Source organism: Psychrosphaera sp. HA2-10, assembly GCF_055693745.1.
Map to the genome: position 1 here is coordinate 2,567,878 of NZ_CM146341.1, position 16,610 is coordinate 2,584,487.

Sequence of the window (16,610 nt, forward strand, 5' to 3'; positions counted from 1 at the left end):
AATAAGGAATATTAAAATGTTAACGATTAACCCAGATGAACTCTCAAAGAGAGAACGAGAAGTGTATTCACATATTATTCAAGGCAAAAGCCAAAAAGAAATCGCTGATCGCTTATATATCTGTATTCGAACCGTCAAATTTCATTGCGGTAACATTTATCAAAAATTAAAAGTCAAAAATAAAGTTGATTTAATCAAGCAATTAAACGGACTTGAGGCTAATGAAATTAAGCAAATAAGAATTGCAGAATCTGGACCTAAGTTCAGGTGATTATTAAAGATTCTCTTCTATTCTTAAATATATCCGATGTACACAACATATGAAAATTGTACATCTAACCAACCCAGGAGCAGCTACTACAGTGCTCCAGGTAATTAAAATTTTTTAATGTATTTATGAGTAGGTAAGGACATGGAACAACACTTATTTGAACAAAGCCCAATGACAACTTTGAACCCAGCGTCACTGCCGTATCACAAGGTGTTGAACTATCAGCTGAATGGCATAGGTGACTTGCCTAACGTAAAAGTTAAAGGTTCGTTACTCGATGCTGTTGTTGATTCTGTCTATTCTTCAATTTTAAATTATGTCTTACCTATTGGCTGTGTTCACATAGACTCTATCAATCACTTAGATGAGCCATACAGTGTGTCTGATACCACTGAAAAAAATGGATATGCGACACATCAAGCGTTAAAAATAAAATCGACAGCTTTAAGTGTTCAGCGATTTTTAAAGCACAATGATCAATCATCAATGTCAGCAGCACATCGCCGCTTAGAAGCCTTTCAAATAAAACAAGCTTTTACGGAATTAACGGAGTACTTCAAGTCTCACGAACGTTTTGTTCTTTTTATTAATCGGTCTTTAGCCAATTGCGCACAACAATTCGCGTTTTGTTTTATTCATAGAATATCTCATGGCAACATCAGTAGTGACGCCCTTAGCATTGACGGGAAATGGCAAAACAATGAGCTTTGCAGCTTTCATTCAAACTTTGATAAAACCACTTTTAGTGCTGAAAACTCATCTAAAGAGGCGCATGACGCTGCCGCTATTTTTATTAAATGGGTGTGTTATTACAATTCTTTTAACGGCACAGACATAGAAGCAAATGAACTGTCGGAATACTTCTCTTCGTTGTACAGAAAGTATATTGAGTATTATGCAGTGACACTTATTGGCTTAACGCCGGATGAATTGCCGCTTAACACAAATACCCGAAGTAATTTCACCGACTCTATTATACGACTATACGAACAGAATCCATCTGAATCCCAATTGATCGCATTTATTACAAAAACATTCATCAATTGGCAACTCAGTAACTCAAACTCCGCAGCATCTTGTTTAGAGTTTGTCGGTCCAGACAGTGCGTCAAAATTGATTCTTGATAGCATTTTGCATTCAGACCAACAGCATTACACAGAGCAAAGCGTATTAACACGTTGCGCAATCCTAGCGCTTAGAAAGCTACTTTTTGGCCATTTGTTCAAAAACCAGCACATACGACAAAGTTTACTTGTCCAATTAAATAATCGTCGCTTAGACACGATAGTAGGACTATCAGAGCAATATGAAAACTGTGCAAAGTGGATGTATGGAAGTGAAGATAGCTTGGTTCATTCAGTGATTTTTAGTAACACTAAACTGTTGGTTTATTTTGTACCTATAACCCAGTCGTATGTAGTTGAGCACTTTAACAAAGGGCATAAATACTCATTTTTAAACGCAAGGGAGCTATCGATATATATTCAAGGGCAATCAAAACTAGATTTTAATTTGCCAGGAGCGTTAGTTTGGAAAAATTTAATAAAATTAATCAACATGTTAATAGAAATAGAAAATTGCCAACTTGCATAGACTTGAACGGAACACACAAGTTGGCCATTAACCGCAATCTTCATTGCACTTAACTCTCCAACAAAGTTGGATAAGTCCAGTATACATAATAATTACAATTTTGAAGGATCAGTTTATGGAAAATATCGCTAGGTTAAAACCTATAATTCAATGGGATTATATAACCCTAACAACACTGCTTGCGTTTATTAGCTTTATTGCAGCACTTGTATCAATGATGATATTTGATACTACTGTGCCTGAATACTTTGCAGAGCCCATCGCTGGAATAGAAAAGTTTGGAAGCGTCGGTTTTGTATTTTGCTTCATATTGTTATTCCCATTTATTGAAGAGTTTCTTGGTCGAACCGTCGCAGTCAGTATTGGTGAACAAATGTCTTCGCCAGTTTGGTTAACCGGCCTTTTTTCAGCAATATCCACGATGTCACTAAAAGTCTTTATGTTTGGCTCACCTGTGTTGCACTTTGCTATCGGGCTAATTCTATATGGTCTTTATTTAAAACATAGGTCTTTATCTACCAACATTTTTTATTCCGGTTTATTAAATGGACTAATCTTATTAACTTTATTTACTTTTACACAAATACCTAGCCCTGCAGTTTAGCGCAGGTAAATCTCGACAACTTGCTTTGACTTGAACGGAACAACAAGTTGTTTAACAACCGTGCCAATAATGGCAAAAACTTAACTCTCGACAAATGTCGAATAAGGAAACATCATGAAAACATTAACAAAAAATGAAACAAAACAAGTAAGTGGTGGTATTTGGGTAGGTGCTATAGTCTTTCTCTATGAAGAACTGTTAGCAGCAGCAATTAAAGACATTGTAGATGGTAATATGGGCCCATTAGGCGAAATTGAAAATCGCCCAACAGGTACTCGCCCATAAAAGGCATTTAAATCGTGTAACTAAAAATATGATTTAGTTGCTGATCTATTATTATAAACAAGCAGAATTTTGTAGTTGCTTGTTTAAATAATTTACCGCCCTGAACACTGCTCCTTACTTGTCCCTCTATTTAAAATAACCCGTTATTTTTTAAAATCTTAAAACTCCTCATAACAATTTAGCTATCGCCTCATAAATTTCAGCAGCTCTTGCTGGTGATAAATTGCCTCTAATATCCCCTTTGCCTAATGTACTTGTGACTCGTATTTGCTCTTTGGCTATATGGATGGGCGGTTGTGTTGCAGCGGCTTGTTGGCCGGATGAAATGCTTTGTTGATTATCTAAGTTGGCGGCGGTTGGTATTTGTGTGGCACGATCTATCACATTGGCGGAATCAGTGCGTCCGACATTGTTTGACCTTTGAACGCGGGATTGTTCTATGCCCGCTGTGACGGGTGTGGTTAACCCGAACTCTGCCATTTGTACATCTCCAACTTTCGCTAGTGATGGTTTAATTATAGTTAAAATTAAATTAAAGAAATAAAAAAACCGAGCAAATGCCCGGCTTTTACAAGTGATTTTTTTAGACTTTGTGTTTTAAAACTGACTTTTTAAAACAACTACAATCAGTTACAAGCCTTAGCTCATCCCTAATTTCTTTTCTAAATAGTGGATATTAGTTCCACCATTTTGGAAGTGCTCATCGGCCATGATGTCTTGCTGCAGAGGTACGTTTGTTTTAATACCGTCAATTAGCAATTCATTAAGTGCATGCTCCATGCGTTTGATAGCAATACCACGGTTTTCACCGTAAGTAATTAGCTTACCAATCATTGAGTCATAGTTTGGTGGCACTTTATAATTTGTATAAATGTGAGAGTCCCAACGAACGCCTAAACCACCTGGTGAGTGGAATCGTTTGATTTCACCGGCACAAGGAATGAAGGTTTCAGGATCTTCTGCATTAATACGACACTCAATGGCATGACCACGAATTTGAATATCGTCTTGCGTAAATGACAAGGGTTGACCCGCTGCAATGCGTAATTGCTCTTTAATTAAGTCTACGCCCGTTACCATTTCTGTTACTGGATGCTCTACCTGAATACGAGTATTCATTTCAATAAAGTAGAATTCACCGTTTTCATACAAGAATTCAAACGTGCCCGCGCCGCGATAACCAATTTCAATACAAGCTCTAACACAGCGACCACCAATAAACTTACGAAGTTCAGGTGTAATACCTGGTGCTGGCGCTTCTTCTACAACCTTCTGGTGACGACGCTGCATTGAACAGTCTCGCTCACCTAAGTGGATTGCATTACCTTGACCATCAGCCAAAACTTGGACTTCAATATGACGTGGGTTTTCTAGGAATTTTTCCATGTAAACAACGTCATTGTTAAAGGCTGCACCCGCTTCCGCTTTAGTCATCTTAATAGATTCAACTAAGTCTTCTTCTTTGCGAACTACGCGCATACCACGACCGCCGCCGCCGCCTGCTGCTTTAACAATTAGTGGGTAACCAATTCTGCGAGCAATGGCTCTGTTGGTATCAGCATCGTCGCCTAATTCACCGTCAGAACCTGGAACACAAGGTACGCCTGCTTTTTTCATTGCTTCAATGGCAGAAACTTTATCGCCCATAAGACGAATGGTATCGCCCGTTGGCCCAATGAAGATCAATCCACTTTGTTCAACTTGGTCAGCAAAATCAGCGTTTTCTGCTAAAAAGCCATAACCAGGGTGAATAGCCACGGCATCTGTTACTTCAGCCGCCGCAATAATTCGAGGAATATTAAGGTAACTATCCATCGCCGATGGCTTACCAATACAAATGGTTTCGTCGGCAAGAAGAACGTGCTTTAGGTTTCTGTCCGCTGTTGAGTGTACCGCAACGGTTTTGATGCCTAACTCTTTACAGGCACGCAAAATACGTAGGGCAATCTCACCGCGATTCGCGATGACAACTTTATCAATCATGATCAGCCCTTATTATTCAATGATGAATAGTGGTTGTTCAAATTCTACTGGGTCTTCGTTATCAACAAGGATTGCTTTAACAACACCCGCTTTGTCTGATTCAATTTGGTTCATCATTTTCATTGCTTCAATAATACAAAGCGTATCGCCAACTTGAACTGACTGGCCTACTTCAACAAATGAAGGAGAAGACGGTGATGATGCACGGTAGAAAGTACCTACCATTGGCGAAACAACTTGATGACCTGATGCAGCTGGCGCAGCTTCAGGTGCCGCTGCCGCCGGAGCAGCTGCTGGTGCTGGTGCAGCCTGAGGAGCTTGTGCTGGCGCAGGAGCATAATGCACTGGCGCAGCCATTTGAACTGGAGTACCAGAAATACGGATTGACTCATCACCTTGAGTGATTTCAATCTCGCCAACGCCAGACTCTTTCACCATATCAATCAATGTTCTTATTTTACGAATATCCATTTTTTCACCTATTAATCTTTAAAATTTATTTATTATTAGTAATCGCTTTGACCGCATGGTCTAACGCATATTGATATCCTTGCGGGCCTAAGCCGCAAATCACACCAACTGCAATATCTGATAGGTAAGAATGTTGTCTAAAAGGCTCACGCGCGTGAACGTTCGATAAATGTACTTCTACAAATGGGATAGCTACTGCCAATAACGCGTCTCTTATGGCTACACTAGTATGGGTATAAGCAGCCGGATTTATAATAATAAAATCGACTTTACCCTGAGCCTGTTGTATCGCGTCCACCAGCGTTCCTTCATGGTTTGACTGAACGTGAGAAACCGCTACCATTTGTTTAGAGGCACTTTGCGTTAATGACGTCACAATGTCATTTAAGGTGGTATCACCATAAATGTTAGTTTCACGGCTACCCAGCATGTTTAAATTTGGGCCATTGATCACTAAAACTGTTCCAACTGTTGACATCTTGTCGCCTTCTATACTCATTTATACCTCTTCTCGAAAACTAATTAATTTTTACGGTGAAAACCATATAAAACTATAGTTTCGGAAGAATTAAAAGCCATTATAAAGAAATAAACGCAATTAACAGCAAAATACTGGTCTAATGACCGACGTTAGCATAGTCGACTTGTATAAAAGCCTTTGTTTGAAGCGTTTTACAACGCAAGGTAGGAAAATCCAAGTAACGAATTAGTCGCCTATTAAGCGAAATAGTTCTATTTGGAGTGCTATGTGGCTAGAAAAAAGCCCTACTTTAATCATCAAAAGCAGGGCTTCATGGTTTTAGACTAGCTCGTTTAAACTGAGCTTTGTTTAGCGAACCAGTTAAATACTTTTTAAGTGAGCCAAAAATGTTGTTGCATTCATATAGCCTGTGACGCGTTGAGTTGTTAACTCCCCACCACTCGTGTTGAAAAACAGGATAGTTGGCAAACCTAAGATATCGTATTCAGTAAGCACTTCTATATCTGCGTCATTGTTGGCTGTCATGTCGATTTGTAAAAGAACAAAGTCAGCCATCTTGTCTTGCACTGCACTGTCTGAAAACGTAAACGCTTCAAACTCTTTACACGCTACACACCAGTCCGCGTAAAGATCTAACATCACTGGCTTGCCGGCTGCATTTGCTTGAGCAATTTGCTGTTTTATTTCAGTCATGTTCGACACTTTTATAAACTCAACTTCATGTGACTCCGAAGAGGCTGATGCCACTGGAGTAGGCAACATTGGCTTAATGATTAAAACAAAGCCTAATAAGAAGCTGAATAATGAGACTACCCAAAAGCCACTTTTTGCCGTGTTCGACGCTTGACCTAAGTACTGACTATGGAAGTAGCCGGCCATCACGATAAGTAAAATACCCGCGAGCAATAATACCCATTCTAAATCAACAAATCGCTCTAATAGAATGAGAGGGATAGCTAATAAAATAAAGCCAAACAGGTTCTTCACGACATTCATCCAGTTACCCGCTTTAGGAAGTAACTTACCACCTGATGCGCCTATTAATAGTAAAGGTAAACCCATGCCTAAACTAAGCACGTACAAGGTGACAAAACCAATGAGCAAGTCGCCTGTTTGCGCAACGTATAGCAATGCGCCTGTTAACGGAGCTGTAGTACATGGCGAAGCAATAAGACCGCTTAATAAGCCCATTACAAACACGCCCACTAAATTGCCTGATTTTTGTTTGTTACTCACTTGAGTTAATTTGTTGGTCCAGGACTGAGGTAGCTGAAGGTTATACCAGCCGAACATTGCACCTGCGAGTAACACAAAAATGATCGACACTGCAATTAATACAGCGGGATGTTGCAGGGCTGCTTGGAACTGCACACCCATGCTGGCAACAACTAACCCTAATAATGAGTAGGTAATCGCCATACCTTGCACATAAATGAAAGCAAGCCATAAACCTTTTTTAACGGTCATATTACTTTGCCCAGCAATGATGCTAGATAAAATTGGGAACATTGGGAATACACAAGGCGTGAAGGCCAAACCAACCCCTAAACCAAAGAAAATTAACAGCGTCCACAGTAAGCTTTCGTTTGCTAACGAATCTGCTAATGAATTTTGTTGAGACGTGACACTCGGTGATGCTGCTGAAGGACTATTTCCAGTTGATTGTGTGGTTGCAGTGTTCTTAGTGTTTTCCGTCGCCAACAAACTAGTAATTTGTTCAGCAGAAATTGCATCTAGCGGAATTCTTTTAACGGTTGGATTGTAGCAAAAACCGGCTTTTGCACAGCCTTGGTATCGAATATTTAAATACGCACCGTCTGATATATCACTAAAGCTAACTTCAATTTGCGACTCGAAAAAATAAACATTAACAACACCAAAAAACTCATCTTCTATTTGAGTGCCATCTTGCTTGACTGTATCCAAAACGATTGCGTTTTCTGCTTGGAATTGAAACTTGTCTTTATATAGGTAATATCCATCAGCAATAGTCCAGTCTAACACCACCTTGTTGTCGACTTGTTTAAAATCAAAAATAAAGGCTTCATCAACGGGCAGGTATTCCGTTTGGCTCGCAAACAAATCTTTTAACGGATCGACACTAGGCGTCGCATGACTCATTGTGGAGAATAACGACAAATTGGCTAATATAATCGAAAAGATCCAATTTGTTATTTTACTGCGTGTTTTGAACATTTATTTGCTACCTTGTGATGTCATTTCTTGTACCCAATTTAAATAGCCCTCGCTTCCGTGATCAATATTAATCACCAGAAACTCCGGAACGTCATAGGGGTGCTGGTCGTGTATATAGGACTCGATATCTGCAACATTTCTTTCAATTGTTTTTAAAAACATTTGTACTTCAACATTTTGTTCTAGTTTCCCTTGCCATTTATACAGTGACACAATAGAAGGAATTAAATTTACACAAGCAACTAAGTTTCGCTCTAATAAACCTTCCGCTAAATGATGTGCCGTGGGTAAATCAGGAGTAGTTACTAAAATTAATTTAGCCGTCATTTTCTCACCTTACTCAATGTATTAGCCTAACCTTAAGGAAAAATTAACAAATGCTTACATACAATTAGTCAACTTTACTTGAATACCAACGTATTGTCCCATACTTAACTAAGGTTATAATTGAATTAATATTAGGATTTTTATGCCGCTGTTTTTTATTTTTATTGTGGTTCCATTATTGGAGCTAATGTTGTTACTTGAAGTAGGCGCCATCATAGGCAGCGGATGGACATTTCTAATAATTATTGTCACTGCGATTATTGGTACCAAATTAGTAAAACAACAAGGTCTTCAAACTTGGAGTAAGATACAGCAAGAATTGGCAGCTGGTTCACTTCCAGCACAAGCAATGTTTGACGGCATTTGCATTCTTATTTCTGGCGTGTTGTTAATCACACCCGGTTTTATGACTGACATCCTAGGTATGTTGTTACTTACTCCTCCGTTTAGAAAGATTGTATATTCTCAGGTCGGCCACCGAATTCAAGTCCGCAGCGCCGGATTTAATGCTTCTGGTTTTTCTCAGCACTCATCGTCTTCGGGCCAAACCTTCGAACATGACCTAAACCGCGATAACAATCCATACTCAAGTCATGATTTGAACGGGAGCGAAAATAAAAGTTTAAATAACGACCCTACGATAATAGATGGTGAGTACAAGAGAAAAGAGTAAACGTTTGCGCCACATTAGCGCTATTTATGAGGAAAAAGGGCCTAAAAAGGCCCTTTTTTGTTGCATCACGTCAAAGTTCCAACACCCAAACAGAAACAACATCACCACTTTATTCCACCTGTTTTAGTTACGCAATAAAAAATTATCCCGAAATGGGATATACACACTTCACATTTACTGTTCTGCGATGAACAAAACTTGGTGTGAAAAACAAGTTCGTTTTCGTCACTATTTAAAAAGCCTACGGCGTACGTCTGGCTATACTCAAAAAGAGTTGGCAGAATTATTAAACAAACCGCAAAGCTACGTCTCTAAATACGAAAACGGCGAGAGAAAGCTAGACTTCCTGGAAACAGTTGAGGTCTTTGAGGCATGCGGAAAATATGATGTATCTGAGCTTGTTGACGCAATAAAACAACCAAAAAGCAAATAATTGCTCGGAATAGATATTTCTCGTTAATTTGATCACAATTTTTTTACTTTTTCACTTGGATTTTCTAAACCTACCCTCATATATCTGCCACTAACGAATTTTTAGTTTGTTTCGTGTAAGACTCAGTTAAAAAACAAGCCTCGCGAAACTAATTACAACCATAAAACTTGGAGATAATGACCAATGAGCATTCGTCCTCTACATGATCGTTTAATTGTTAAACGCAGTGAACAAGAAACAAAATCAGCAGGCGGTATTGTACTTACAGGCTCTGCAGCTGAGAAATCAACTCGCGGTGAAGTTATCGCTGTTGGTAACGGTCGTATTTTAGAAAACGGTGACGTTCGTCCTTTAGATGTGAAAGTTGGCGACACAGTTATCTTTAATGACGGCTACGGCGTTAAAACTGAAAAGCTTGATGGCGAAGAAGTACTGATTATGTCTGAGTCAGACATCTTGGCAATCGTAGAATAATCTCATCTTTCGATTATTTATTTTCGAACACTTATTATCAAAACACTGATTAAAGAATAGGAATTTAAGATTATGGCAGCAAAAGACGTAAAATTTGGTAACGACGCTCGCAAAAAAATGTTAGTGGGCGTTAACGTATTAGCCGACGCAGTAAAAGTAACATTGGGCCCTAAAGGTCGTAATGTTGTTTTAGACAAGTCATTTGGTGGTCCTTCAATCACTAAAGACGGTGTTTCTGTAGCCAAAGAAATTGAACTTGAAGACAAGTTTGAAAACATGGGCGCACAGATGGTTAAAGAAGTAGCCTCTAAAGCAAATGACGAAGCGGGTGACGGTACAACAACAGCAACAGTATTAGCTCAAGCAATTATCAATGAAGGCATTAAAGCCGTTGCCGCCGACATGAACCCGATGGATCTTAAACGTGGTATCGACAAAGCGGTAAAAGCAGCAATTGAAGAGCTAAAAGAATTATCTGTTCCTTGTTCAGATTCAAAAGCGATTGCCCAAGTAGGTACTATCTCTGCAAACTCTGACAGCGAAATTGGCGACATCATTGCTAAAGCAATGGAACGTGTTGGCCAAGAAGGTGTAATTACAGTTGAAGAAGGTCAAGCTTTAGAAACTGAATTAGATGTTGTTGAAGGTATGCAGTTTGACCGTGGTTACTTATCACCTTACTTCATTACAAACCAAGAAAACGGAACGGTTGAATTAGACAATCCATTTATTTTATTGGTTGATAAGAAAATCTCTAATATTCGTGAACTATTACCGACACTTGAAGGTGTAGCAAAATCTGGCAAACCTCTTCTAATTATTGCAGAAGATTTAGAAGGCGAAGCATTAGCAACGTTAGTTGTGAACAACATGCGTGGCATTGTAAAAGTGTCAGCGGTTAAAGCACCAGGTTTTGGTGACCGTCGTAAAGCAATGTTACAAGACATTGCTGTGTTAACAGGTGCAACGGTTATTTCTGAAGAAATCGGCATGGAGCTTGAAAAAGCTCAACTTGAAGATTTAGGTACAGCAAAGCGCGTTGTTATTACAAAAGACGATACAACTGTTATTGATGGTGCTGGCGAACAAGAAAATATCGATGGTCGCGTAGCACAAATCAAAGCGCAAATTGAAGAGTCTTCATCTGACTACGATAAAGAAAAACTTCTTGAGCGTTTAGCGAAACTTTCAGGTGGTGTTGCCGTAATTAAAGTCGGTGCAGCAACTGAAATCGAAATGAAAGAGAAAAAAGATCGTGTCGATGATGCGCTTCACGCAACTCGCGCTGCGGTTCAAGAAGGTATTGTTGCCGGTGGTGGTACCGCATTAGTTCGTGTAGCTGCTAAAATTGCAGGCCTACAAGGTGACAACGAAGACCAAACTCACGGAATTAAAATTGCGTTGCGCGCAATGGAAGCACCGCTACGTCAAATCGCTTTTAACTCTGGTGACGAAGCTTCTGTTGTTGTTAACAAAGTTAAAGAAGGGACTGGCAACTACGGTTACAATGCCGCAAACAGCACATACGGCGACTTAGTTGAAGAAGGTATTCTTGACCCAACTAAAGTAACGCGTAGCGCATTGCAGTTTGCAGCCTCTGTTGCAGGTCTAATGATCACTACAGAAGCGATGGTAACAGATGCACCTGTTAAAGATGCTCCAGCAATGCCTGATATGGGCGGCATGGGCGGCATGGGTGGTATGGGCGGCATGATGTAATCTGCCCCAAATAATATCCCGATAATAAAGAAGCACTGAGACTAAACTCTCGGTGCTTTTTTTTGCAAAAAAATAATCAATTACTCCAATCTTATAGCATTAAAAAAACGAGTATGTGATACTCCAAAAATATCAATATAAACAATGAAAGGATGCTTTTTTATGGCGTATGATTTTGGTGCACAAACGTTAGGGATAAAAAACCCCTTTAAAATTGAAGGTCGGTTTAAATCTATTACAGGCCTATTAATTACTCTTTTAGGTGTATATGTTTTATTGCAAGTACCTGAAAATTTAAAACAAGACATCGTTTTTGGTTGGACTTACGCTGTTTTAGGTTTTGTTATTGCAGCTTCAGGCCTAAGGACAATCGGTGCGGGCTTATTTCAACTTTTTAAATACTTTGTTGGCCGTTCGGTTCCAATCTCACTCTCTCAAAATTACAGTAGAACCGAGCAAGATGCAGCTTCTGCAGAAAAAGATGCGGTGTTTTACACAAGTAACGAATTGAACTCAATGTTATTAGGGCGCAAGAACTCAACATTCGTTGAGCCCAAAGGTTGGTTGTCGCGCTTTATTCATTCCGTATTTCCAAAATTAACCTTCTTGCCTTTTCCACTTAGGAATATGGCTGAAGAAATCTTTTCTGTTGTAATTAATACGCTTACCGCCATATTCGCATATGCAATTGCGTCCTTTGTTGTGATTTCAGGTCTTGCCGGCGAAAAAGCTGAATATGTAATGCTTCCGCTATTTTCGTTGATACTATTAATCTACTTAATTGGAACTTGGCGCTCATCTGCTAGAGCATTAGAAAGTAGTAAAAATTATCACGCACGACACATTGGCGGAAGCTCAGTAATTGGTTTAATTGGCCTCTCCTTCTTGGTTCCTATTATTACCGGCTTTTATTTAGATAAGTTAATTACTGCTGAATACCAGGATACCTTTAATCAATTTACCGAAATAAATATTTTTGGCGCTTGGGGGAATTTATCCATATTTTTGATCACCATTGTGATTGTATTGAGTTTAATTTTGCCTTTGTTGTTGCAAAGAATGAAAGAAGCAACGCCAACTACCGCGGTGTCAGAATACCGAGACAACATACAAGAGAATGTTCATCCAAAAGAAATTTTCATCAATATTGAAAATATCATTTTGGCGAATCGCCGTGTAAAAGAAATTCCTAACCGTGTTTACAAGGAATTTAACCCAGAACTTATAAAGGAAAGTGATAAAAAAGGTACGTTTAATGGCGAGTTGCTTATCGAAACACAGCCTGAACTATCACAATCCGACGTTAAAAATAAAACAGCAAAGTCATTGCTTACTCTAACGTCTCAAATAGCAATGCTTATTTCAGCCGTTCTTCTCTATGTTCTCGTTAATAACGGTTTATCTATTTATGAGTACATTAGTAGCGAAATTGTTGAGCCTAGAGCGAAGTTTACTCTAGCGTTATTTACGCCTGTTATAAGTGAAATAAATAATATTCTTTTTGTGTTGTTTGCTTGGCTTGGAACAAAAGCGGTCGGCCGAATTATGCAAATGTGTTCACATACATTTTGGGGCGAGATTCACTTTAGTTCATTATTAATGCACTTAAAAGTAGAGGGCACTTATACCGAGAGTAAAATGGCAACAGGCATGGCTATTAATGATTCTACTCGCAGTGAGAACTTCGTGGTTCGCTCTTCGATTACACCTTGGTTAATTACATCTCGAATCGACAGTTGCATATTTGCTACGTCGGGGGCGAATAATTTAGAAACCCCTCGTTATGTCATGAATATGAATAAAAATGATTTGGAAATGGAAGAAATCGTTGGTGAAATTAAATCGTTCTTAATTAACCGTGAAGTCATTGCTTCGGTAAGAAACTCAAAAGACTTAGACAATACAATGCAAATCTTAGACGTTAATAAAAAGTCCAGAGACTACATCGCATCTTCTCAAATTAGTATTGAGGAGCAAGCTGGATTTGCAAAGCGCGAAGAAAATGAAACGGAAGCTATTACAAATGGTGCTGAGGAAGTAACCGACCGAGAGGAAGGTACTAAGCCATAAACAAGCGACGTTAAACTTTGACTTAGCTATTTCTTTATGATTAATTCTAGATAGTTAAAAGCCCGCAAAGTTATGCTTCGCGGGCTTTTATTTGACACATGATACCTACTATACGACTTCTATATCTTGTTACCTTCAATATCAAGAATTACCGGCTCTCCGTAACCAAACTCTTTCATTCTAGCTAACTGAGTTTCTGCATCTCCAGCTACAACATAAATCATTTGTTGCTCATTAAAGTGTTTGTCTATTACGTTATGAACGGCTTTTAACTCAAGTGATTTAACGTAATCTTGCTGTTGCTCAACAAAATTAGCTTCACGGTCAAAACGACTCATTTCAGTTAACATACCTAAAAGCTGATCTAAGGTTTCAAACTTACGTGAGTTACCTTTAATGATCATATTTTGAGTAACGGCTAAATCTTCCTCTTTGTAAGTATCTTTGTAGTTACTAATAAGATCTTTAAATATCTCTAAAGACTCCAACGTAACATTGGTACGAACCTGCGAAGATGCAATAAATGGAGATTGATAGCCTGCGCCACGAATATAAGAGTAGGCGCCGTACGTGTAACCTTTTTGTATACGAAGCGTTTGTGCCAGTCTTGCACTCATTCCGCCACCTAAGCGGTTGTTCGCCACCTGAATAGGATAGAACTCCGCGCTGTTACCACTTACTACAGGTTTACCTGCCATAATGACCGACTGTTTGGCTCCCGGTACGTCAATAAAGTACAAGGTTGGCTTTTTACGCTGAGATACCATTGGTTGCTGAGGTAGCTCAACCGCTTCACCTTGCCACTTGTTTAATCTCGCTAACGCTTTAGTCACTTGTTTTTCGGTCACGTTACCCACCACATTAAACGTCGCCATTTTTGGTGTGATGTTTCGTTGGTAATACTGCTTCACATCTTCTAATGAAATATTAGTGACGGTTTTTTCAGTGCCGCCAACTGGGTTGCCCGCAACATGAAATTCTGTATAAAGCGTTTTATAAAAAGCATTTCTAGCGATGGTACTTGCATCACCCTTACCTTGGTTTATGCGAGTTAAGCGTGTTGATTTTAAACGGTCAAACTCACTTTCTTGCCAACGTGGCGACATTAACATTTCAGATAACAAAGCGATGGTTGCATCAAAGTTTTTCGCTAATGAACTGCCAGAAATAGTCACTTCTTCTAGGTTGCTTGATACTTTTAGGCTAGCACCTAACAGACCAATAGCTTCTTCTAATTCTTGCGGCGTTTTATTTTGCGTGCCTTCATTCATTAGCTCGGCCATGAGTGATGCAGTGCCAAGTTTACTGCCCGAGTCTAGTTGCTGGCCGCCTTCAATAACTAAGTTAAAGTTAACAATTGGCAGTTCATTTTGCTCAATGCCATAAACTTTTAGGCCATTACTTTGAGTTGTTTGCCACACATCTGGCGTGGTTAAGGTAGGCAATTCAGTAAGTGCTGGTTCACTGCGATCAAATTTAGTTGGCGTTTTCTCAAACGTAATAGCGTCATTTTCTACAAACTGTTGCTCTTTGCCTTGCTCAATCACCTCTTCAACAACGTTGGCTTTTACTGAGCCCGATACAATTAACTCTTTTTGATCTTTTGGAACGAAACTCGTAATGATGCTTGGTTTGTTTTTAATGTATTTTTTGAATACACGTTTCACATCATCAACGGTAACTGACGTTATGTTTTTAATGTCTTGTTTAATAAATTCAGGCGAACCTGCAAATTCATTATACTGACCAAGCTTTTGCGCTTTATCCAACACACTCTCAATTTCATAGAAAAACGAGGTTTCTTGCTCGGCTTTTATTTTCGTTAACTGCGCTTCGCTAAAGCCATTTTTCTCAAAGTTATCTAGTGCTTCTTCAATCGCTTGATAAACCGTATCCAGCTTAGTGCCTGCATTACCGCGAACCAACAGCGTAAACGTACCGGCAATTTCTTCCGAGCTATTCCACGCATAAACACCTGGCGCTAACTTTTTCTCTTCAACAATAGTTTTATATAAAGGTGCTTGTTTACCTGAAGATAAAATTTCGCCCAAAGCATCAAGTGCGTACGCGTCTTTGTGGTAGCTCTCTACCGTCGGGAACGTTAAGCGAATTTCTGGGATTTTCGCAAAGTTATCTAAATGATAGAGTTTCTTAGTTTCCGTTAAGGTAACCGGTTGCGGCATCATTTTCCCAACAGGTTTACCTGCTTTTATTTCACCAAACCATTGCTTTACCTTTGCTTTAGTTTCTTCAATTTCAATATCACCAGCAATAACCATAGTGGCATTCGACGGTACATAAAATTGGTCATAAAATTCACGCACGTCCGCTAAGGTTGCAGCTTGTAAGTCTTCTAAGTCACCAATTACCGTCCAGTTGTATGGATGATCTTTTGGATAGAGTGCTTTTTTAACAACATGACCAACGTGACCATAAGGACGATTATCGACGCGCTGACGTTTTTCGTTTTTAACAACCTGCTTTTCACGCTCTAATGTGCCTTTATCAACGGTATTAATCATATAACCAAGGCGATCTGAATCTATCCAAAGCAACTTATCAAAGGCATCTTTTGGCACAACTTCGTAATAGATAGTGCCGTCGCTCCAAGTACCGCCATTTCGAGAGCCACCTAATTCTGGGATCATTTTACGGTTAGCACCTTTTGGCACATTCTCAGAGTCATTAAATGACATATGCTCAAAAAAGTGAGCAAAACCCGTTCGCCCAGGCTTTTCACGACTAGAACCAACATGAACGATAGTGGAAATGGCAACGATAGGATCTGACTTGTCTTGATGCAGAATGACTTTTAACCCGTTATCTAAAGTAAACGACTCATAAGGCAGTTCAAAACTATTTGGCGCTTCAGCTTGGCTTATCTCTTGTTGTGCATCCTGTTTCATTTTTTTAACTACGGCATCGGCATTTTTACTGTCGGTTACGGCAAAGTCTACTTTTCCGCAAGCGACTAAAACCATTGCAGAGGCTAAGGTAAGTGCAAGTTTAGTTTTCATAATCTATCCATTT

Annotated in this window: 16 protein-coding genes; 9 read left to right on the forward strand and 7 right to left on the reverse strand. The window is 39.2% G+C overall.

The genetic code is table 11. The features are described 5' to 3' along the window. Positions 1–16 precede the first annotated feature (16 nt). The 4 genes from ACZ1GV_RS11675 (at position 17) to ACZ1GV_RS11690 (ending at position 2,753) form a co-directional block, all read left to right on the forward strand. A complete protein-coding gene (locus ACZ1GV_RS11675; RefSeq protein WP_210561055.1) occupies positions 17–271 on the forward strand; it encodes a helix-turn-helix domain-containing protein in 255 nt (84 codons plus the stop codon). A 141-nt stretch (positions 272–412) separates the two neighbouring features. Beyond that, the gene (locus ACZ1GV_RS11680) at positions 413–1,864 is read left to right on the forward strand and encodes a hypothetical protein (protein WP_472674317.1); all 1,452 of its coding nucleotides are present in this window, start codon (positions 413–415) and stop codon (positions 1,862–1,864) included. Positions 1,865–1,979: 115 nt separating this feature from the next. Further along, complete coding sequence (locus ACZ1GV_RS11685) at positions 1,980–2,468, forward strand: hypothetical protein (protein ID WP_472674318.1); 489 nt, start codon at positions 1,980–1,982, stop codon at positions 2,466–2,468. 114 nt (positions 2,469–2,582) lie between these two features. Beyond that, positions 2,583–2,753 carry a bacteriocin gene (locus tag ACZ1GV_RS11690; RefSeq protein ID WP_472674319.1) on the forward strand — a complete coding sequence of 57 codons (171 nt, stop codon included), beginning with the start codon at positions 2,583–2,585 and terminating at the stop codon, positions 2,751–2,753. Positions 2,754–2,921: 168 nt separating this feature from the next. Here ACZ1GV_RS11690 and ACZ1GV_RS11695 read toward each other — a convergent pair whose 3' ends face one another. From ACZ1GV_RS11695 to cutA, 6 genes are all read right to left on the reverse strand, one after another. Continuing rightward, positions 2,922–3,233 (reverse strand): hypothetical protein, encoded by a 312-nt coding sequence (locus ACZ1GV_RS11695; RefSeq protein WP_472674320.1) that lies wholly within the window; start codon positions 3,231–3,233, stop codon positions 2,922–2,924. A gap of 159 nt (positions 3,234–3,392) precedes the next feature. After that, positions 3,393–4,736, reverse strand: coding sequence for an acetyl-CoA carboxylase biotin carboxylase subunit (gene accC / locus ACZ1GV_RS11700; RefSeq protein WP_155695935.1), 1,344 nt, complete (start codon positions 4,734–4,736; stop codon positions 3,393–3,395). Between the two features lie 12 nt (positions 4,737–4,748). After that, on the reverse strand, positions 4,749–5,207 hold the full coding sequence (accB, locus tag ACZ1GV_RS11705; protein WP_472674321.1) for an acetyl-CoA carboxylase biotin carboxyl carrier protein: 459 nt from the start codon (positions 5,205–5,207) through the stop codon (positions 4,749–4,751). A 25-nt stretch (positions 5,208–5,232) separates the two neighbouring features. Continuing rightward, on the reverse strand, positions 5,233–5,685 hold the full coding sequence (gene aroQ, locus ACZ1GV_RS11710; RefSeq protein ID WP_210561048.1) for a type II 3-dehydroquinate dehydratase: 453 nt from the start codon (positions 5,683–5,685) through the stop codon (positions 5,233–5,235). Positions 5,686–6,048: 363 nt separating this feature from the next. Then, positions 6,049–7,884 (reverse strand): protein-disulfide reductase DsbD, encoded by a 1,836-nt coding sequence (locus ACZ1GV_RS11715; RefSeq protein ID WP_472674322.1) that lies wholly within the window; start codon positions 7,882–7,884, stop codon positions 6,049–6,051. Then, positions 7,885–8,211, reverse strand: a complete 327-nt coding sequence (cutA, locus tag ACZ1GV_RS11720) for a divalent-cation tolerance protein CutA (RefSeq protein ID WP_472674323.1) — start codon at positions 8,209–8,211, stop codon at positions 7,885–7,887. Positions 8,212–8,353: 142 nt separating this feature from the next. Here cutA and ACZ1GV_RS11725 point away from each other — a divergent pair, with 142 nt between their 5' ends. The 5 genes from ACZ1GV_RS11725 (at position 8,354) to ACZ1GV_RS11745 (ending at position 13,580) form a co-directional block, all read left to right on the forward strand. After that, entirely contained in the window at positions 8,354–8,884 is a 531-nt protein-coding gene (locus tag ACZ1GV_RS11725) for an FxsA family protein (RefSeq protein ID WP_472674324.1), read from the forward strand. Between the two features lie 187 nt (positions 8,885–9,071). Then, positions 9,072–9,317, forward strand: coding sequence for a helix-turn-helix domain-containing protein (locus ACZ1GV_RS11730; RefSeq protein WP_472674325.1), 246 nt, complete (start codon positions 9,072–9,074; stop codon positions 9,315–9,317). A 183-nt stretch (positions 9,318–9,500) separates the two neighbouring features. Then, positions 9,501–9,791: a co-chaperone GroES gene (locus ACZ1GV_RS11735; protein ID WP_210561043.1), complete on the forward strand. Its 291-nt coding sequence runs from the start codon at positions 9,501–9,503 to the stop codon at positions 9,789–9,791. A gap of 72 nt (positions 9,792–9,863) precedes the next feature. Next, the gene (gene groL / locus ACZ1GV_RS11740) at positions 9,864–11,510 is read left to right on the forward strand and encodes a chaperonin GroEL (protein WP_472674326.1); all 1,647 of its coding nucleotides are present in this window, start codon (positions 9,864–9,866) and stop codon (positions 11,508–11,510) included. Positions 11,511–11,672: 162 nt separating this feature from the next. Further along, positions 11,673–13,580 (forward strand): hypothetical protein, encoded by a 1,908-nt coding sequence (locus ACZ1GV_RS11745; RefSeq protein ID WP_472674327.1) that lies wholly within the window; start codon positions 11,673–11,675, stop codon positions 13,578–13,580. 119 nt (positions 13,581–13,699) lie between these two features. Here the strand turns inward: ACZ1GV_RS11745 and ACZ1GV_RS11750 are convergent, their stop codons facing one another. Next, complete coding sequence (locus tag ACZ1GV_RS11750; RefSeq protein WP_472674328.1) at positions 13,700–16,597, reverse strand: M16 family metallopeptidase; 2,898 nt, start codon at positions 16,595–16,597, stop codon at positions 13,700–13,702. Positions 16,598–16,610: the final 13 nt, after the last annotated feature.